Here is a 19,090-nt window from a genome sequence, read left to right on the forward strand (position 1 = left end):
GATTTTACACTACTGTGGATGGGCAATGTGGAATTATTAGGGCTGGCCAGCTCCACCGGAAGAGCCATATATCTGTCCTGTCGCATAGCTGGCATCGCTGGCGGCCAACTGCACATAAATAGAAGCCAGTTCCGCAGGCTGGCCAGGCCTGCCCATCGGTGTTTGCCCACCAAACTTTTGCAGCTTTTCCTGGCTTGCACCGCCGCTTACCTGTAGCGGCGTCCAGATAGGGCCTGGCGCCACACCATTTACACGGATGCCTTTTTTAGCCAGTTGTTTGGCCAGTGACTTCACATAGTTCATGGTAGCGGCTTTCGTTTGCGCATAGTCATACAGGTCTGGCGTTGGATCATAGGCCTGTTCTGATGTGGTAGCGATGATGCATGATCCGGGTTTTAAATGTGGCAGTGCTGCCTTGATGATCCAGAAAGGCGCGTAGATATTGGTTTTCATCGTCCAGTCAAATTGCTCGGTTGTGATATCCAGGATAGAATCATGTGATTGCTGGCGGCCGGCATTGTTTACCACAATATCCAGTCCTCCCAGGCCTTCCACTGCCCGGCTTACCAGCTGTGTACAAAACGATTCATCACGCAGGTCACCTGGTATGGCAACCGCCTTTCTGCCTTCTGCTTTAATCAGGGCAATCACTTCCTGTGCATCCGGTTCTTCTGACGGAAAATAGTTGATGGCAACATCGGCACCTTCGCGGGCAAAGGCGATGGCTGCGGCTCTACCCATCCCGGAATCCCCGCCAGTTACCAGTGCCTTACGGCCGGCAAGTCTGCCGGAGCCCTTATAACTTTTTTCTCCATGATCCGGTCTTGGGTTCATTTTGCCGGCAAGTCCCGGCCAGGGCTGGGATTGACTTTCAAAGGGTGGCTTGGGATATTTACTGGTAGGATCTTCCAGGGCCGGCCCTGCAGGTCCTGCAGCAAAATCCCTGGCGGAGGCAGCAAGTGGCGTTAATGCGGCAGTGGCAATACCTACGCCCAGGCCGCCGAGCATCTGGCGGCGGTGCATTTTGTGTTCTTCTTTCATATGATAAATGTTTGTACAAGTGAGTTTAATGGGTGTGTTTGCGGTGGCGCTTTTAAGCCAACATGGTAATAAAATGCCTGGCTTTTATGTAAGGCTTTAATAGCCGCTACAACATTTTGCTGCGTTTTTGCCCCGAACCCCCGAACAATGAGTGTTCCTGCCTTACACACTTGTAACAAGCTTTCCACATCATCGATCCTGGCGACGTGCCATAGGGCATGCAGCTTTTGATGCGATAGCGGTTCATCCTGGCCATGCAGCAAGCGTAATGCAGCATACAACCTGAACCGGCATTTTATTTTACGGTTAGCTACCATCATGAAAACTACTTTAACAATTATGCCAGAACTATGGCCGGTGGCTGCACCAAGCTTGGCGTATTGTTTGGGTAACAAAAGCATATGAAACACACGAAGACGATTGTGATCACGGGCGCCTCCAGTGGTGCAGGCAGAGCAACCGCGTTGCTGCTGGCCTCAGACGGTTACCGGCTGGTTCTTGCTGCCAGGAACACAAAGGCATTGGAAGAACTGGCAGATGAATGCCGTGAGTTGGGTGCAGCCGTGCTGGTGGTTACCACAGACGTTACCGACACCGAGGCGGTAAAGCATCTTGCTAATGAAGCCGCAGCGTGGAATGATGGCATTGATGTATGGGTAAATAACGCCGGCGTGCTGGCAGCAGGCGTCTTTGAAGAAACGCCCTGGGAAGTGCATGAACGCGTGATAGCCACAAACCTGATGGGGTACATGCGTGGGGCGCATGCGGTGTTACCCTTCTTTAAGGCGCAGGGCCACGGTATACTTATCAACAATATTTCTATCGGGGGTTTTCTGCCGGTGCCGTTTGGTGGCGCTTATTCAGCAGCCAAATTTGCCCTGCGCGGCTTTTTTGAGGCACTGAAGGGGGAGCTAACCGGGTGGCCTGCTATACACGTGGCAGATCTTTTCCCGGCATTCCTGGATTCACCCGGTATTCAGCATGCAGGTAATTATACGGGTAAGGTTTTAAAACCGGCACCACCTGTATACGATACATCCGTAGTAGCCCGCGCCGTACAGGCTTCCATCCTTCACCCACGCGCTACGCGGTATCCAGGTATCGCTTCCCGGTTCTTTAAACTGGGCCATGCCATTGCGCCGCTACTGGTGGTAAAAGCAACGGCTATGGTGATGAAAACCTATTTTAAAACGGCAGACAGCACGGCGGTTACTCCGGGCAATCTTTTTGATACGGTAGACTATGGCATGAGCGTTAACGGCAACGCCCGGCCACGGTTAACACCAGTGACTAAAAAGAAATTGGCTGCAGGTGCTGCGCTGGCCATCATTGGCCTGGCGGCCACTGTACTATTCAATAAATCATCAAAAGTTTAATCATATGCCCTGGTATCATGGAAATTACCCGCCTTCCTATAAAAACCAGCCCGTTCAACTCCGGGAAAAGGCAGTAGCAATTGCCAACGAACTGTTGTTGCATGGTGCAGACGAGGGCGTCGCCATTGCTACCGGCCTGAAAAAGGCAAGGGAGCATTTTAAAAAACAGGAAGGTGAAAACAAAAAAAGTAAATCGTAAAAAGTACACAGTTGCGTAAGCCCATTATATAATCCCCAAGACAACAAGCCGTTTTTTATGTTATATCTTTTGTTGAATGAATATACAATCGCAACAACAAGCAGCTGGTAAAGTGCGCGCATTAAACAAAAAAAGCAATGCGGGCATTTATCTATTCCTGTTGGCCGGGGGTGTTATATTATTTGCCATTGCGCAATTCAACATTTTCAGGCTTTCGGAAAATCATGCGCTGTTGCTTAAAAAACTGGCATCTGTAGCAACACTGGCCTCGCTGGCAATGCTGTTGGTAGCGCTGGCAGAGCAGGTGGTTAAAAATAAGGTACACGAAGTTTCCCGCTATTACAATCTTGTTCGGGCCTTGCACCTGGCAGGGATCATCTTAATCGTTATTATTTGTATCTCTTTTCTAAATCAGAACTGGTATGCCGCTGCTGTATCACTGGGACTTATTTCACTGGTACTTGGTTTCGCACTACAAAGCCCCATAGCTTCGTTCATCGGTTGGTTTTATATCCTGTTCCGCTCACCCTACAAAGTGGGCGACCGGATACAAACCGGGGATTTGCGCGGTGACGTTGTTGAAATTGGATACCTGGATACAACGCTGTGGGAGTTTGGCGGGGATTATATGTCTACCGATATTGCCACCGGCCGGTTAATCCGCTTTCCCAATAGCCTGGTATGGCAACAGGCGGTATACAACTACTCGTGGCATAAGTTTCCTTACATCTGGAACGAAATTCCTTTCCACATTGCTTACGAGAGCGATCTGGATAAAGTGGAAGATATTATACGCAAGGCCTATCAATTCTTACATGGGGATGAAATGATCGCTGAACTAAAAAAGCTTCGCGCTGCCCTTGCCGCTACCCCGGTAGATGAGCCCGATGCGGCTGATTATCCTATCATCAATTTCCGCATTCATGACAACACCTGGGTGGAAGTGCTTATCACTTACCTGGTAGAACCCAAGCTGGCAGCTGCTGTACAAACTGCACTGATCAAAAAAGTGCTGGCAGATTTCCGGGCTGTGCCTGACCAGGTGTTGTTTCCTAAAAGTAATTCGCGATGAACGAATGCTTTGGAAGATTTCTCATCACTGCAATTGCCTTCTGAATTCGGTGGGTGTGCAATTTTTGAGTTGCTTAAAGAACTTATTGAAATTGGTAAGGTTGTTATAGCCGCACTGGTAACAGATCTCCGCAATAGAATACTGTTCGTTTTGCAGCAGTTTGCAGGCATGCCCAATGCGGATTTCATGCAGCAGCTGCACGAAAGATTTTTGTGTTTTGCTTTTAAAATACCGGCAAAAAGCGTTGGGCGACAAGTTGGCCACACCGGCAATGGTTTCGAGGCTGATGTCAGTATTAAAATGATTGATGAGGTAAGCATATACCTGCTGGATACGGGCATTATCCTTTTGATCATAATTGCTTTTATAGCCAAAGCTGGCCAGCAGCCGGTAATCATCCGCAGAAGTAAGCAGTTCTATAATCTGCAGCAGGCACAGTATTTTAGCGAGGCCTTCTGTTGCCGTTATTTTTTCCAGCAGCAGGGTCACGGCCTTACGGGTTTGTCCATGGATCTGCAAACCGCGGCTTGCATGCTCCAGCAAACTTCCGACTGACTGCTTGTAGGTTGGTTCATCAGACAAGCTCAGTAAAAACTCGGGATGAAAATAGACAACGATCGCCCGGGAACGGGCAGATCCATCTTCCGGCGTATCATTGTGCCAGACATGCGGAAGCCCGGGCCCCATTAGCAGCAGATCACCAGCTGAAAACTGGTCCACATGGTCGCCGATGATGCGCTTGCCTGTGCTTTGCTGTATCCACACCAATTCGCAATGATCATGAAAATGCAAAGGGTTGTCCAAATGAGGCTGGTCCACCTGTTTTACCCGGATGGTCCGTTTATCGGAAAAAGCAATATCAATCAACTGCGCCCTCATACAACGCTAATTTCATCAATATTTGCAAACAGGAGTGCTTAAAATAAGCTAAATGGTAAAATAGTTTAAAAGCCGGCTAAGATGGTTGGAGGGGGCGCAATGCATGCAGAATATTTTTGCGCCAAAGCCCCGGCATACGCATGCGGGGATATGCATCACTTCTTGAGCAAAACTAACAACCATGCAATATGCACAAGTAAAGCCGCTTTGGGATAGCGACGAATCGTTGTTTACCATCATCCGGCAGGAACTCTACACCGCGGTGGTGGGGGATATCATGGATAAGATTGGACTGCAACGCCAGTTTCTTTCCCCGCAATTACGGCCATTACAGCCGCGTTCTACAATGGTAGGCAGGGCAATGACAGTGCTCCAGGCAGACGTTACGGGCGAAAATGGTCATCGCAACACGGTACTGGATAAGCCTTTCGGGCTAATGCTGGAGGCACTGGATGATCTGAAGCCCAATGAAATTTACGTGTGCGCCGGGGCCGCTCCGCAGTATGCGCTTTGGGGAGAATTAATGACCACGCGGGCAATCAAATTGGGTGCAACCGGTGCAGTGGTAGACGGGTATTGCAGGGATACATTGGGCATCCTGGCGTTAAATTTCCCGGTATTTTCCATGGGCAGTTATGCCCAGGACCAGGCGCCCCGCGGCAAAGTGCTGGACTTCCGTGTACCGGTCATGTTCAACGGCATCCGGGTAGAACCGGGTGATATCGTGATAGGGGATATAGATGGGGTCTGCATTGTACCCCGTCACGCAGAGGCGGAAGTATTTAGCCGCGCTATCGAAAAAGCACGGGGAGAAAAGATGGTACAGCAAAAGATACAGGAAGGCATGAGCGCAAAACAAGCATTTGAAACGTATGGCATTTTATAAATCACAACAAGGCCGGTGGTGGCGCATGGCCGCCGGCACTATTACCGGCTTGCTGCTGGGAGCAGCGGCCACTGCGCAGCAAAACCAGGCGGCAGACTTCCCGGTCGCGGCACTGACCGCCCGCCCGGCGCAGGTGGCAGGGGTAAGTCAACCTGTTACCCTGCTCAATGGCGCCTGGCAATTGCGGGTGGGTGCAAATGCATCCGGCCGCCCGGTACAGGTGCCTGGTGAATGGGAAATGCAGGGCTTTCATGTGGCAGAGGGAGATACCGCCTTTTATAGCCGCACGTTCACCATCGCGGATGATTGGCGGCAAGGCCGGGTGAAGCTGCGTTTCGAGGCCATCAGCACCCATGGCATCGTATGGGTAAATGGCAAGCAGGTGGCCATACACGAAGGGGGCTTTGTGCCCTTTGAAGCCGATATTACCGATGCGCTTAAACCGGGCATCAACACGCTGGATGTAGGCGTGCAGGCCCAGACCATCAGTGACCGCCTGGCTTGCACCTCCCAATACGCTGTGCATACAGTGGGTGGCATTTTAAGAAACGTGGAAATGTTCGTTGTTCCGGCAACGCATATAACAACATTAACCCCTGTCACCACTTTTGACAATGCTTACCACAACGCCGTATTGCAGCTTGCCACCACGCTGGCAGGGCCGGCAGAAAGCGGTAGAGTGTTGGAATATGAACTGCGCAACGCGCAAGGACACCTGGTGCTGCAGCAGCGCACCCCGGTAACCGGCGAAACAATTAAAACCAATCTGCGGGTACAAAAACCCGAACAATGGTCTGCAGAACACCCGTATTTGTACTCACTGGCTACACGCCTGGTAAAGAACGGTAAAGTAATAGAGGCGCTACAACAAAAAGTGGGATTCCGCCAGGTTACAGTGAACGGTAACCGGCTGCTGGTAAACGGTAAGCCTGTACGCCTGCATGGGGTTAACCGGCACTCTATTTACCCGTTAACGGGCCGCAGCATTACAGCAGAATTGGATATTGCAGATGTAGCCTTGCTGCGTGCAGGCAACTGCAATTATATCCGCACTTCCCATTACCCGCCATCAGAGGCCTTTTTAAATGCCTGCGATTCGCTGGGCATGTTCGTGGAAAGCGAATCGGCACTATGCTGGATACAGCATGGTGCATCACCCATCTGGCAGGACTGGGATTACCAGGACAAGCGCTTCCTGCCCTATATGATCAGCGCCAATGTAGAAAAAATAACCGCCCAACGCAATCATCCGGCTATCATCATCTGGTCACTGGGCAATGAATCGCGCTGGAGCCCGTTGTGGAACCGCGTAAACCAGGTTGTTAAGGCACTGGATCCTACCAGGCCCACCACTTTTCATGACCAGTGCTGGGGTGGGTTTAACAACGCTAAAAGCCAGGCCGACATAGCGGTTTACCATTACCCGGGCATCAATGGCGGCAAAGCCTGCGATACCATGAAACGGCCGGTATTGTTCGGTGAATATGCGCATATATCCTGCTATAACCGCCGCGAACTGGTGACCGACCCCGGTATAAGATCTGCTTACGGCCCCGCGCTGGTTACTTTGTACGACAGCATGTACCAACACCCCGCGTGCCTGGGAGGCGCCATTTGGAGCGGGATAGATGATATATTTCATTTACCGGGTGGCCAGGTAGTGGGCTATGGCCCCTGGGGGGTAATTGATGCCTGGCGCAGACCCAAGCCGGAGTTCTATGGCATGAAAAAGGCCTATGCGCCGGTGGTTATCAAACGGGTGGTCTACCCCGCTGACGGGACGCATACACTACGGCTGCTGGTAGAAAACCGGTATGACTTCACTAACCTGGAATCCGTAGCGATTACCTGCAGGCAAATGGCCACAACAACACGCCTGCAGGCCAATATTGCACCGCATGACAGTGGCTGGATAGCCATCCCGGTAACGGCTGCGACGACCGAGGTTGGACTGGACTTCACCGATCCGCGCGGCTTTTGTGTAGATTCAGCGTTGGTGGTACTGCAGCCAAAGCAAATCGCTCCCCGTGATAAACGACATCTTGCTATAAGTGAAAACGACGCTACCGTCACTGTTCACCAGGGAGCCGCGGCTATCAAGATCAGTAAGCTAACGGGTACTATTGTGGAAGCCAGCAAAGCAGGACGCCTGTTGCTGGAAAGAGGGCCTGTATTTGCCGTTGTCCCGGAAAATGCTGAAGACGGTGGCAAGGTAAATGTTGCAGGAGAAACCTATCAAAACGAAATTTACCCCTTGCAGGCGTATACACTATATCCCATCTTCGCCAAATCCTTCGCGGTTCACCAGACCGATTCGATCATTGCCGTATCAATGGAGGTGCATTACAGCGACGGCTCCAGGTGCGAACAAACCTACCGGTTCGATGCGTTAGGCAAGCTCACGGTTGCGTATACATTGCATTACAAGGGCACCGATACGCTGCCCCGGCAATACGGGATGCTACTGCAATTACCGGTAACATTTCAGCGGCTGGAGTGGCAACGCCATGGTGCGTTTTCTGTATACCCTGCTGATGATATTGCCAGAACGGCCGGCAGTGCCGTGGCAGGCCCGGTACGGCAAAACGATGTGGAACCCTGGGGCGTAGTGCCCGCGGGTGCCTGGAAGGAGGATGCGAACGCGTTAGGCACCAACGATTTCAGGTCTACCAAAGCAAACATCTATTCAGCCAGTTTGCTGAATGAACAAGGTGACCGGGTAACGATCCTGTCGGATGGCACGCAGTCGGCACGCAGCTGGCTGCAAAGCGGCCAGGTGCAATGGCTGGCGGCAGATTACAGCAACAATGGATCTGAGCCTTTTTATGGCCGGCCTTTCAGCGACGGGAAAATAAACATCAAAGACAAAACTTTATCAGGCATATTGGTACTGGCGCTGGATTAATGCACGCCACCAAATATGCTTTTTAACGAGTGATCATGAAAAAAATCTTTCTGGTTTTATTGCTGCTGACCAGTATGGCCAGGGCAGCCGATACCACCGTAATTATAAACAGGCTTAGCCCCATACCTGTTGAGCGGGCAACCACCGGCGGACGGCTGAACCTTGGTGGCACCTGGCAGTTCAATGCCGCGCCTGCAGATAATGCAGGCCACGATGAACGTGTAAAGAACGAAGGCAAACCGATACAGGTTCCCGGAGAATGGGTCATGCAGGGTTTTAAGGTGCAGCCGGGTGCGTGGGCGGCCTACTGGCGCGACTTTACTGTGCCGGCCAACTGGGCGGGGCAGCGTATAAAATTGAGATGCGACGCGATTTACAGTGTGTGTGAGCTGTTCATGAATGGCAAAAAAATAGGAGAACACCTGGGTGGGTTTACACCCTTTGAAATCGATGTGACAGGCGCTGCAACGCCCGGTCGTAGCGTACAACTGGTAATCCGGGTGAAAAATGAAAGCATTGCAGATTCCCTGGCCAGCGGCTCGCAATATGCGGTGCATCCGCTGGGTGGCATTACACGTAAAATCTACCTGGTAGCAATGCCTGCGCTCAATGTTTCCATGTTCCACGCGGCCATCACGTTTGATACGAGTTATAAAGATGCCGTACTGCATACAGAGGTGGAAATAGCCAATGAATCTTCCAAAGACATAACAGATGCATCCTTGCTCTTCGAGTTACTGGCGCCCGGCACCGGTGCGCCTGTATTTTCCAAAAAGGTGGCACTAACGAAGATTGCCGGCCATGCAGCGCCGCATCGCGAGACTTTTGCATTCCCGGTTGCAGCGCCTGTTAAATGGGATCCCGAGCACCCGCGTCTTTACACCTACCGGCTGTCAGTAAGTTCTTCCCAGGGCAGCGAGACCGTGCAACGTATGATTGGCTTTCGCCAGATTGAAATACGCGGCAACAGGGTCTTTGTCAATAACCAACCCATTAAATTGCGGGGAGCCTGCCGCCATGAAATAGACCCCGTGCATGGGCGTGTGTTAACGGGCGATGATTGGGTGCGGGATGTAAAGTTGTTTATGGAAGAAAACGTCAACTACATCCGCACATCTCACTATCCTCCACCGGAAGAATTTGTACATGCCTGCGACAGCCTGGGCATGTTTTTGGAGGTGGAAGCACCCTTCTGCTGGGCAGATGGCACAACAGTGCCGGCAGCGCAGTACCAGGCAGCCATCATTGCCCCAACACTGGACATGGTGAACTTTTTCAAATCTGACCCGGCGGTGCTGGATTGGTCTATTGCCAATGAATCGCAGGACGCTTATGATGCCTATTTTAAACGTTCGGCGGCACTGGTACGGGTACTGGATTCAACCAGGCCACGGGTGTATAACCAATACGGTGAAGAGGCCGACAACAAAGAACTGGAGTTTGCCAATTTCCACTACCCGGGACCGGGTGGTCCTGGCAAGTATCATGATAACAGCCGCCCGGTGGTGTTTAACGAATATGCACACCTCAATGCCTATAACCGCCTGGAGCTGGCAACCGATCCCGGTGTCAGGGATGCCTGGGGCATTGGTTTTAAAAACATGTGGGAAAAAATGTATGCCGCGCCTGCCATCCTGGGTGGTTGTATCTGGGCAGGTATCGATGATACGTTTATTTTACCGGATGGTGCGATGGTGGGTTATGGTAGTTGGGGGCCTATTGACGACTGGCGTCGCAGGAAGCCGGAATTCTGGCATGTGAAAAAAACATATTCGCCGGTGCAGATACGGCTGGCCGGTAACTACCGTGACGGTATGATCAGGCTCGTGGTAGAAAACCGGATGTTGTTTTCCAACTTAAGCGAGTGTACCCTGTCCTGGCATATAGGCCATGCAGGAGAACGCTTGCATCCATCCATTGCGCAGCGCCAGACCGACACGGTAACCCTGGCGGTAAACCAACCGCTGCGCGCAACCGATACATTGTATTTGGATGTGTGGGATGGCCGGCAGGTGTTAATAGACCAGTATGCATTTGCAGTAGTGCCTGCGGTAACCACTGCCGGTAAACCTGCTCCTGCTGCGTCAAAGATCACTTACCAGGAAAGTGACGGGCAGCTCTCGGCCAGTTGGCCCAAAGCCAAACTGCAGGTGGATAAACAAACTGGCGCCATACAACTTATACCCGCAGGATCAGCAAATGCGGTGATCAGCTTCGCGAACCTGCTATTACTACCGCTCAATCCGGAAGGGCGGGGCACACAAATGACAGGGACAACGCAGGACTTTCCGTTATTCAGCGATGTATGTACTGACCATGTGGTTAGTCACTTGTCCTATCAGGCAACAGCCAGCCAATTGACAATAGACGTGCAGGATGATTATAAAACAGCGGGGGGCTTTACGCAGTATACCTTTAAGGCCGACGGGCATGTGCTTATTCATTACCGCTATACCGTAAAGCAGGACATCAATCCCCGTCAATGGGGCCTGGTACTATCGCTGCAGGGCGGTTTTGATCAACTGGACTGGCAGCGGAAAGGACTATGGAATTATTACCCGCCCGATCACATCGGCCGACTGGAAGGCAGTGCCCGCGCCATTTCAAATGCGGTAATCAGCGGCCCGGCCGGCCCGGCAGTACAGCCATCCTGGCCCTGGAACATAGACCGGAATGAAGCGGGCACCAATGATTTCCGTTCTACAAAAATGTATATTACCAGTGCTGCGCTTTCCAACGGTAAAGCCACTGTACAAATACACAGCAATGGCGCGCAAAGTGTGCGGGCGTGGAAGCAACAGCCAATAACGCAGCTATTAATTGCGGGCTATAGCAACCTGGGAGATGAACGTTTTTTCAGGGGCCATGCTGAAAAATTTGATCGCCCCTTAAAACAGGGTGATATTATTGAAGACACCATTGAATTATCGTTATAATAATACCAAACGGCAAAACAACATATTATGAAGATAACGGAAGTAAAAGTGTGGTTGGTAGAGGGCGTAAAGTATAACTGGACCATGCTCAAGATCTTTACTGATACAGGGCATACAGGCATAGGTGAAGCCACGAACTGGCCAGGCAGCCCCATTGTATTGGAAGCTGCGCGGCATGTAGGACAACGTATTATTGGGTTAGATCCGATGAAAACGGACTTTATCTGGACCAAGTTATACCGGGACTTAAACTGGGTGGGGCCTTACGGCGCCAGCATGTGCGCTATCAGCGGCATTGACATGGCTTTGCTGGATCTGAAAGCCAAGGTGCTGGGCGTACCGTGTTATGAGTTGTTGGGTGGCGCTTTCCGTACGCAAATCCAGCTTTACGCCAATTATTGGTTTACAGGCGGCGGCCATAACGAAACCGATTATGCTGCGCAGGCAAAGAAGGTAAAGGCAGCCGGTTTTACCGGGTTAAAGTTCGACCCGTTTGCACATACCAATTATTTATACGGAGAAGATCTTTCGCATAACCTGGGCTTAACCCCGGCGCAGCAGGACGTTGCTTTTGCAGTGAGCAAAGCGGTGCGGGAGGCAGTTGGACCTGATTTTGATATCATGATCGAAACCCATGCGATGCTGAACTATGGGGTAGCCGTAAAAATGGCCCAGCGACTGGCCGAACTCAATATCACCTGGTATGAAGAACCGGCTGGCCCGGAGAGTGCCGATACGCTGCGTGCTATGCGCGAGCGTTTACCCTCCAATGTTTCCATTTGCGTGGGTGAGCGCCACTATACCAGGCATGGCATACGCCCGCTGCTGGAAAAACATGTCTGCGATATTATGATGCCGGATATCACGCGATGCGGCGGCCCTTCGGAAATGAAACGCATGGCAACCATGATGGAAGCCTACAACGTACTGCTGGCGCCGCATAACCCCAATGGTCCCTTATCTACCTTGGCCTCCGCGCATGTTTGTGCCACGGTGCCCAACTTCTTCCGGCAGGAATTTATGTTTACAGATGTTCCCTGGCGGGATGAAGTAATTACCCATCCTATTGCGGAAATGATCAACGATGGTCACCTGCATTTGTCAGACCGGCCAGGGCTGGGTGTAGACCTGGTAGAAGCTGAAATGGAAAAGCACCCGGGGGTGGTAGCTTTCCGGCCGGGATTCTATGTGTAGGCGTACCGGCAATAAAAAAGAAGATATTGCGGGATAACTTTATCATAAAAAAGACCAGGAACACACGCATATGTTCACGATAGACCTAAGCGGAAAAGTTGTATTGATCAGCGGCGCCGGCGCCGGCATTGGCCTGGGCATTGCCCGCCAGATGGCCCTTGCCGGCGCTACAGTGTGCGGTGCAGACCTTCACCCGGCGCCCGGCGCATTTGCAGCCGTATTGCAGATAACCGGCACCACGGGCTGTTACACCTGTTGTGATGTAACCAGTACAGCAGACCTGCAGCGATGGATTGATACAGTCGCCGAACAGTTTGGCCGTATAGATATTTTGGTATCCAATGCAGGCGCCAACGTTTTTACAGGGGCCGCCGAAAGTTCAGAAGAAGACTGGCAACGCAACATAGATCTGAACCTCAAAGCACACTGGCAACTGGCCAGGTTGTGTAAGCCATGGCTCGAGCAACAGCAGGGCGTGATTATACTGGTTACTTCCAACCATGCTTTCCAGTCCATACCGGGCTGTTTCCCTTACGATGTAGCCAAGACTGCATTAACAGGGCTGGTCAGAAGCCTGGCCGTGGAATGGGCGCCGCAGGTACGCACCGTAGGTATTGCGCCGGGCTTTATTGATACACCGGGTAATCAGCAATGGTTTGATGGCTTTGCAGATCCTGCGCAGGAGCGGCAGCGTACCATCGGTTTACACCCGGTTGGAAAGATCGGGACGACCGAAGAAATCGGCGGCTGGTGCGTATTTCTCAGCAGCCCGTATGCTGGTTTTGCCGCCGGTGTTACTTACCTGGTGGACGGGGGCAGGAGCGCGCTGATGCAAACCCGGGGTTAGCCTCATCCTCCTGTTTAATGGGACGATTAATTGAGTAACCATATGAACCAAAATAGAACCCGGCTAAGGCCGCCTGTAAAGTCGGTGCAGCTATTTTTTTTCTTGTTGTGCAGTCTCGTATTATACAGCGGAAAGCTGCAGGCACAGTCCGCACAACAGCGCGCACTGGCGCAAACCATCTTGTCAGACAAGCGGCTTGACACCGTGTATGCAAAGGCCGTACAACTGCTGGCAAAAGGCTTTGCCGCCGGTGACGGTTATCCGCAGGTATGGATACGTGACCTGAACACATTTATTGAAACTTCCTGCCAGGTATACGACAAAGCCATCATCCGGGAAAGCCTGGTTACCTTCCTGCGCCTGCAGCAGCCCAACGGGGAGATTGTAGATGGTTATGTACGCAAAGGGCATGTAACCTGGAATGATCCCAACATCTACACTTCGGCCATCGATACCACGCATGTGGGTTTCAAAAATACCGTGGAAACAGACCAGGAAACTTCGCTCATCCAGGCGATTGCCAAATACATACGTACGACCGGTGACCATAGCATTTTGTCGGAACCGGTGGATGGCAAAACCGTATTGCAACGGCTGGAACTGGCAGTTGAATACCTGCTGAAAGAACGTTATGCACCTCGCTACGGCCTGCTGAAAGGCGCCACCACGCAGGATTGGGGCGATGTACAAATTGAAGGCGGCGCCGTGGTTGATATAGATTCCAATACCCATTGGTGTGTAGATCCCTATGACAACGCGATGTTTGTTATTGCATTAAAAGATCTTCAAACGTTTTATCCGGCGGGTGCGGTGCAGCAGCGTTGGGAAAAACTTGAGGTTGCAACAGCGGCCAATATCCGCAAATACTTGTGGGATGATACTCATCACAAGCTGATTCCACACCGGTACCTGGCCGCTTCCCCGATGCCCAAAGGCTTTGATGAGAACAAGATCTTTTACCATGGCGCTACGGCTATTGCTATAGAAGCAGGGCTGCTATCAATGGCAGAAATCAAGTCAGCAAACACCCGGATGCTGGACGATGTTAAGCAGGCAAATGCCCAATCTATCGGGCTCACCCTGTATCCACCATATCCTGAAAACACTTATCCTTCCTCCACTGTCAACAAAGCTTATGAGTACCAGAATGGCGGCGACTGGACCTGGTTTGGCGCCCGGATGATTCAACAGTTGGTACGCTATGGTTACGTAGGGGAGGCTTGGCAGGAACTACAGCCGATGCTCACCCGAGTGCTTGCCGATGATACCTTCTACGAGTGGTATACGCCAGGTGGCCAGAGGCGCGGCTCGGCAGCGTTCAAAGGCTCCGCAGGTACTTTGGCCAAGGCCATTGCGTTGCTAAGGGCCTGGGCAAGGCAACAATCTTAAAGTGCCGCCAGGCAGGCCATCATTTATCACACAGGTGTATGGAGTGCCTGGCTGCTGAAAATAAATAGTTATGAGAAAACATCTATTCGTTAATATCCTCGCGCTGCTGCAGTGTACAGCATTACTCGCCCAGGTACCCGGGCGCCATAACCTTTCCTTTACGCAACTGGCCAAACGGTGGGATGAAGCAATGCCTTTGGGCAATGGGTTACTGGGCGTGCTGGTTTGGGAAAAGGGAGGCAATATGCGACTGTCGCTGGACAGGGCTGATCTTTGGGATGAGCGAAAAGCATTTGACCTCAACAAATTAAATTTTCGTAAGGTTGAAGATAAAGTAAAGCAAAACCAATACGCCGACATCCAACAGGTAGGCGACGCGCCTTACGATGAGATTCCTTATCCCACCAAATTGCCTGCCGCCGCACTTGAACTGGACACCAAAGCCTGGGGGAACGTGGTTTCCAGTACCCTGGATATAAACACGGCGCTTAACACCATCCATTTTACAAGCGGTGTAGTGTTTACCACATATGTTCATGCAACCAGGCCTTACGGGCGTTTCCTGATCGCACACCTGCCCGGGAACCACCAAGGAAATGTGATACCGCGGCTGGTGATGCACCGTTATGCGACGGATGGCAAGCAGCCGGTGTCAGATAATACACATGCCGGGGAGGGATTGTCCAGCCTGGGCTACCAGCAAGGCCAGGTCACCACGACAGATAGTACCAGCCTGTATCATCAACCCACCAATGACGGGCGTTTCTATGAAGTGTTGGTTAAGTGGAAACGCATAGGCGAAGATACCCTCGCAGGCTGCTGGACCATTTCCAATAACACCACAGTTATGCAGGATATATCCGCAGCGGATAAGGGCGATGATTGGACAACCCATATCGCCTGGTGGAAGCAGTTTTGGGCGCAATCAGCCATCGCGCTTCCCGATTCTGTGCTGGAAAGGCAATATTATTTGGAACAGTATAAGCTGGGTTGCGTGGCCCGCACGGGTGCGCCGGCCATTACCTTACAGGCGATCTGGACGGCTGATAACGGCAGCCTGCCGCCCTGGAAAGGCGACTTCCACAACGACCTGAATACGCAACTGAGTTACTGGCCCGCTTATACCGCCAACCATTTAACGCAGGCCGCTACCTATACGGACTGGTTGTGGAAGATAAAGCCGAACAACGAAAAGTTTACGCGGCAATATTTTGAAGTAAATGGCCTTAACGTGCCGGGTGTTGTAACCTTAAGCGGTGACCCGATGGGCGGCTGGATACAATATTCGCTGTCACCCACATTGGGCGCCTGGTGTGCACAACATTTTTACTGGCAATGGCGCTACTCCATGGATAGCGCATTTTTAAAATCCAGGGCCTATCCTTATATCAAAGGTGTAGCGCAGTACCTGGAAGCTGTTACCCGCCTGCAGCACGGCCAAAGAAAGCTGCCCCTGAGCTCAAGCCCTGAGTACCGCGACAACGCCCGGGATGCCTGGTTCACAGACTGGACCAATTTTGACCTGTCACTCACCAGGTTCCTGTTTACAGCAGCAGCCGACGTAAGTGAAAGTATGGGCAAGCCTGCTGAAGCGAAACACTGGCGTGAGATCTTGCAACAGGTGCCCCAGCTTGCAACAACAGCGAAAGGACTATCTATTGCACCGGGATTAGAACAGGTAGCTTCGCACCGGCATATGTCTCCCTATATGGCCATTTATCCACTGGGGCTACTGGATGAAAACAAGGCAGCGGACAAATGGATTATCGATAGCACCCTGCAACACCTGGCAAGCCTGGGTACCCGGGAATGGTGCGGCTATTCATTCAGCTGGATGGCTTGTTTATATGCGCGGGCATACCAGGCCGATAGTGCTGTAAAGCAACTGCAAATATTTGCCACGCATTTCTGTTCTCCCAATAGCTTTCACCTCAATGGTGATCAGCAGGGCGGTGTATATTCCGGCTACACCTACCGGCCCTTTACGCTGGAGGGTAATTTTGCATTCGCACAGGGTGTGCAGGAGCTGCTGCTGCAAAGCCGCAGGGGCTACCTGCAGGTGTTCCCTGCTGTTCCATCCGGTTGGAAAAATGTCTCCTTTACCCGGCTGCGTGGAGAAGGCGCATTTTTGGTGAGCGCCAGCAAAACGGATGGCGTTACCCGGTCGGTTACAGTAGCGGCGGAACAGAACGGGACACTTCGCATACGGCTGCCATTTGAGCATTGGCGCATCCGGCAATTAGCGGGTGAGCGGGTAAAAAAAGAAGGGCCGGGCATTGGCTCCGTGTACCTGCACAAGGGAGAAACCGTCGTATTCGAAAGCGCAGAGAACTGATCGTTGTCATTGCAGGCAACATAGTATATGCTGTTTTACACCATTGGCATGAATATTTGATTTTTCATTTTCAATTCATTTTAATGATTCACTGGAATGCCGCGCAATTGCTTCCCAGGCGTCTGCAATTAGGGGAAGGCGGTTATTGGGATGCCGCCAGGCAAAAGCTTTTATATGTAGATATCGTGGCAGGGGTCGTAGAATGTTATGATCCGCTGTCGGGCAACATAAGAACATGGAACGTGGGAAAAATGGTAAGCGCCGTAATTCCCACTGCAGATGATCAGCTACTGCTGGCAGTACAGGGAGAAATTGTACGCATGGATCCTATATCCGGCACGTGCCGGTTGATCTGCGAGATAGAGCCTGGCATACCTGCAAACCGTTGTAATGATGGCAAATGCGATGCCCACGGCCGGCTATGGATAGGTACAATGGATGTAAATGCAGCTGCCCACGCTGGTGCATTGTACCGCATACAGGATGGACAGGTTTCAAAAATGCTGGAGCACATCAGCATCTCCAACGGGTTGTGCTGGTCTGCGGATAACAAAACCCTGTATTACATAGATTCTTACGAATATGCAGTGCGTGCTTATGATTTTAACCTGGAAACGGGCATGCTTTCGAATAAAAGGATGGTAGTCAAAATGACCGAGCAGGGTGTTTTGCCAGATGGAATGTGTATTGATGAAGAAGGTATGCTATGGGTGGCAATATGGGGCGGCGGCTGTGTTAACCGGTATAATCCTGCCACCGGTGCAATAATCGGCAAGGTGAAAGTAGAGGCGCCTAATGTAACCAGCTGTGTATTTGGCGGCGCCACCATGCAACGCCTTTTTATTACGACCGCGCGGCAGGGGCTGTTCGATATCGAGTTGGAAATGTATCCGCAAAGTGGTTCCATTTTTTATGTTGACTTACCGGTAAAAGGCCTTCCGGGCCATGTTTATGGACAAGTGAAAAAAACATCAAACAGCCATGACGAAATGAACGACCATGCTACAGCGTAGTGGAAATGTTTTTGCGAAATTCTGAAGGTGTTTTGCCTTTTAGTTGTTTAAAGAATTTATTAAAGTTGGTCAGGTTGTTATAACCGCTTTCGTAACACGCATCTGCTATGGAATAATCATTGTTTTGAAGCAGTTTACATGCATGCCCGATTCTTAATTCGTTTAGCACCTGGACAAATGATTTTTGCGTACGGCTTTTGAAGAAGCGGCAGAAGGCCGTAGGAGACATGTTGCACAGTGCAGCTACTCTCTCCAGGGATATCGGGTTGTGAAAATTCTGCATCATATATTTATATACTGCAGCGATGCGACTGGTATCCTTGGCATCATAAACATTCTTAAAGCGCTCACTTGCCAGGAACTCAAACTCCTTTGATTGCGCCAGCAATTCAATGACCTTAAGAAATATAATGATCTTGGTTAATCCCTGTACTTTACCAATATCGATCAGTAAGGACGTTACCTTTTCGCGGGTGGCGCCATAAAACTTCAACCCCCGTGATGCGTTGCCCACCAGGTCTTGTATGGGATGAACAATCATCGGTTCATCTGAAAGATTCAAAATAAAATCAGCCGGAAAATAAATGACAGTCGCCTTTGAACGAAATCCTTTTTTCCTGTGCAGGAATATGGGGTCGTTTTGCCAAATGTGCGGAAGGTTGGGGCTCATCAGCACAAGATCTCCCTCCAGGAAGTTATCGATATGGTCACCAACAATACGTTTGCCATAACTCTGTTCTATCCATACCAGTTCACACAGGTGATGAAAATGAAAGGGATTATCCAGGTAAAATTTGTCTACTTTTTTCAGCTGTATCGTGTGTTTATTTTCAAACGGAACATCAATGAGCTGTGCTTTCATAAGCGGTGATTTAAAGACATGATTTAACGCAATGGCTGCCATGTCCGGAGGCCTGTTAGTATTATATTAGATGTAAATATACCTGGTACACGGATTTTTGAAGTCTATCTGCTAAAAAAGTTGCAGGATTAGATAATTTGATTGTAGGGTTTGGCA

At 51.0% G+C, this 19,090-nt stretch carries 14 protein-coding genes; 11 read left to right on the forward strand and 3 right to left on the reverse strand.

Annotated features, from left to right (window positions below; genetic code table 11):
- Positions 1 to 36: 36 nt before the first annotated feature.
- Positions 37 to 1,041, reverse strand: a complete 1,005-nt coding sequence (locus DXN05_RS17975; protein ID WP_116848663.1) for an SDR family oxidoreductase — start codon at positions 1,039 to 1,041, stop codon at positions 37 to 39.
- 401 nt (positions 1,042 to 1,442) lie between these two features.
- On the opposite strand from DXN05_RS17975, the gene DXN05_RS17985 reads away from it, so the two are divergent.
- The 3 genes from DXN05_RS17985 to DXN05_RS17995 all read left to right on the forward strand — a co-directional run bounded on the left by DXN05_RS17985 (position 1,443) and on the right by DXN05_RS17995 (position 3,688).
- Complete coding sequence (locus DXN05_RS17985) at positions 1,443 to 2,417, forward strand: SDR family oxidoreductase (RefSeq protein ID WP_116848665.1); 975 nt, start codon at positions 1,443 to 1,445, stop codon at positions 2,415 to 2,417.
- A gap of 4 nt (positions 2,418 to 2,421) precedes the next feature.
- A complete protein-coding gene (locus tag DXN05_RS17990) occupies positions 2,422 to 2,616 on the forward strand; it encodes a DUF2188 domain-containing protein (RefSeq protein WP_116848666.1) in 195 nt (64 codons plus the stop codon).
- Positions 2,617 to 2,692: 76 nt separating this feature from the next.
- The gene (locus DXN05_RS17995) at positions 2,693 to 3,688 is read left to right on the forward strand and encodes a mechanosensitive ion channel family protein (RefSeq protein ID WP_116848667.1); all 996 of its coding nucleotides are present in this window, start codon (positions 2,693 to 2,695) and stop codon (positions 3,686 to 3,688) included.
- Positions 3,689 to 3,712: 24 nt separating this feature from the next.
- Here DXN05_RS17995 and DXN05_RS18000 read toward each other — a convergent pair whose 3' ends face one another.
- Positions 3,713 to 4,567 carry an AraC family transcriptional regulator gene (locus DXN05_RS18000; RefSeq protein WP_116848668.1) on the reverse strand — a complete coding sequence of 285 codons (855 nt, stop codon included), beginning with the start codon at positions 4,565 to 4,567 and terminating at the stop codon, positions 3,713 to 3,715.
- Between the two features lie 181 nt (positions 4,568 to 4,748).
- Between DXN05_RS18000 and DXN05_RS18005 the strand changes: the two genes are divergently transcribed.
- From DXN05_RS18005 to DXN05_RS18040, 8 genes are all read left to right on the forward strand, one after another.
- Complete coding sequence (locus tag DXN05_RS18005; protein ID WP_116848669.1) at positions 4,749 to 5,453, forward strand: RraA family protein; 705 nt, start codon at positions 4,749 to 4,751, stop codon at positions 5,451 to 5,453.
- Positions 5,440 to 8,358, forward strand: a complete 2,919-nt coding sequence (locus DXN05_RS18010; RefSeq protein ID WP_116848670.1) for a glycoside hydrolase family 2 TIM barrel-domain containing protein — start codon at positions 5,440 to 5,442, stop codon at positions 8,356 to 8,358. Before DXN05_RS18005 ends, DXN05_RS18010 begins: the two co-directional genes overlap by 14 nt.
- 35 nt (positions 8,359 to 8,393) lie before the next feature.
- Positions 8,394 to 11,294, forward strand: coding sequence for a glycoside hydrolase family 2 protein (locus tag DXN05_RS18015; RefSeq protein ID WP_116848671.1), 2,901 nt, complete (start codon positions 8,394 to 8,396; stop codon positions 11,292 to 11,294).
- 27 nt (positions 11,295 to 11,321) lie between these two features.
- Entirely contained in the window at positions 11,322 to 12,488 is a 1,167-nt protein-coding gene (locus DXN05_RS18020) for a mandelate racemase/muconate lactonizing enzyme family protein (protein WP_116848672.1), read from the forward strand.
- Positions 12,489 to 12,558: 70 nt separating this feature from the next.
- The gene (locus DXN05_RS18025) at positions 12,559 to 13,335 is read left to right on the forward strand and encodes an SDR family oxidoreductase (RefSeq protein WP_116848673.1); all 777 of its coding nucleotides are present in this window, start codon (positions 12,559 to 12,561) and stop codon (positions 13,333 to 13,335) included.
- A gap of 42 nt (positions 13,336 to 13,377) precedes the next feature.
- The gene (locus tag DXN05_RS18030) at positions 13,378 to 14,724 is read left to right on the forward strand and encodes a glucosidase family protein (protein ID WP_116848674.1); all 1,347 of its coding nucleotides are present in this window, start codon (positions 13,378 to 13,380) and stop codon (positions 14,722 to 14,724) included.
- Between the two features lie 70 nt (positions 14,725 to 14,794).
- Positions 14,795 to 17,059 carry a glycosyl hydrolase family 95 catalytic domain-containing protein gene (locus DXN05_RS18035; protein ID WP_116848675.1) on the forward strand — a complete coding sequence of 755 codons (2,265 nt, stop codon included), beginning with the start codon at positions 14,795 to 14,797 and terminating at the stop codon, positions 17,057 to 17,059.
- Between the two features lie 83 nt (positions 17,060 to 17,142).
- Positions 17,143 to 18,072: an SMP-30/gluconolactonase/LRE family protein gene (locus DXN05_RS18040; protein ID WP_116848676.1), complete on the forward strand. Its 930-nt coding sequence runs from the start codon at positions 17,143 to 17,145 to the stop codon at positions 18,070 to 18,072.
- Here DXN05_RS18040 and DXN05_RS18045 read toward each other — a convergent pair.
- Entirely contained in the window at positions 18,062 to 18,934 is an 873-nt protein-coding gene (locus DXN05_RS18045; protein ID WP_116848677.1) for an AraC family transcriptional regulator, read from the reverse strand. The genes DXN05_RS18040 and DXN05_RS18045 overlap by 11 nt on opposite strands.
- Positions 18,935 to 19,090 lie beyond the last annotated feature (156 nt).

This window comes from Deminuibacter soli, from assembly GCF_003412455.1.
GTDB classification, from domain to species: domain Bacteria; phylum Bacteroidota; class Bacteroidia; order Chitinophagales; family Chitinophagaceae; genus Deminuibacter; species Deminuibacter soli.

Coding starts and splice junctions, on each gene's coding strand:
- DXN05_RS17975 (WP_116848663.1), bottom strand. CDS start 1,041: ATGAAAGAAGAACACAAAATGCACCGCCGCCAGATGCTCGGCGGCCTG.
- DXN05_RS17985 (WP_116848665.1), top strand. CDS start 1,443: ATGAAACACACGAAGACGATTGTGATCACGGGCGCCTCCAGTGGTGCA.
- DXN05_RS17990 (WP_116848666.1), top strand. CDS start 2,422: ATGCCCTGGTATCATGGAAATTACCCGCCTTCCTATAAAAACCAGCCC.
- DXN05_RS17995 (WP_116848667.1), top strand. CDS start 2,693: ATGAATATACAATCGCAACAACAAGCAGCTGGTAAAGTGCGCGCATTA.
- DXN05_RS18000 (WP_116848668.1), bottom strand. CDS start 4,567: ATGAGGGCGCAGTTGATTGATATTGCTTTTTCCGATAAACGGACCATC.
- DXN05_RS18005 (WP_116848669.1), top strand. CDS start 4,749: ATGCAATATGCACAAGTAAAGCCGCTTTGGGATAGCGACGAATCGTTG.
- DXN05_RS18010 (WP_116848670.1), top strand. CDS start 5,440: ATGGCATTTTATAAATCACAACAAGGCCGGTGGTGGCGCATGGCCGCC.
- DXN05_RS18015 (WP_116848671.1), top strand. CDS start 8,394: ATGAAAAAAATCTTTCTGGTTTTATTGCTGCTGACCAGTATGGCCAGG.
- DXN05_RS18020 (WP_116848672.1), top strand. CDS start 11,322: ATGAAGATAACGGAAGTAAAAGTGTGGTTGGTAGAGGGCGTAAAGTAT.
- DXN05_RS18025 (WP_116848673.1), top strand. CDS start 12,559: ATGTTCACGATAGACCTAAGCGGAAAAGTTGTATTGATCAGCGGCGCC.
- DXN05_RS18030 (WP_116848674.1), top strand. CDS start 13,378: ATGAACCAAAATAGAACCCGGCTAAGGCCGCCTGTAAAGTCGGTGCAG.
- DXN05_RS18035 (WP_116848675.1), top strand. CDS start 14,795: ATGAGAAAACATCTATTCGTTAATATCCTCGCGCTGCTGCAGTGTACA.
- DXN05_RS18040 (WP_116848676.1), top strand. CDS start 17,143: ATGATTCACTGGAATGCCGCGCAATTGCTTCCCAGGCGTCTGCAATTA.
- DXN05_RS18045 (WP_116848677.1), bottom strand. CDS start 18,934: ATGAAAGCACAGCTCATTGATGTTCCGTTTGAAAATAAACACACGATA.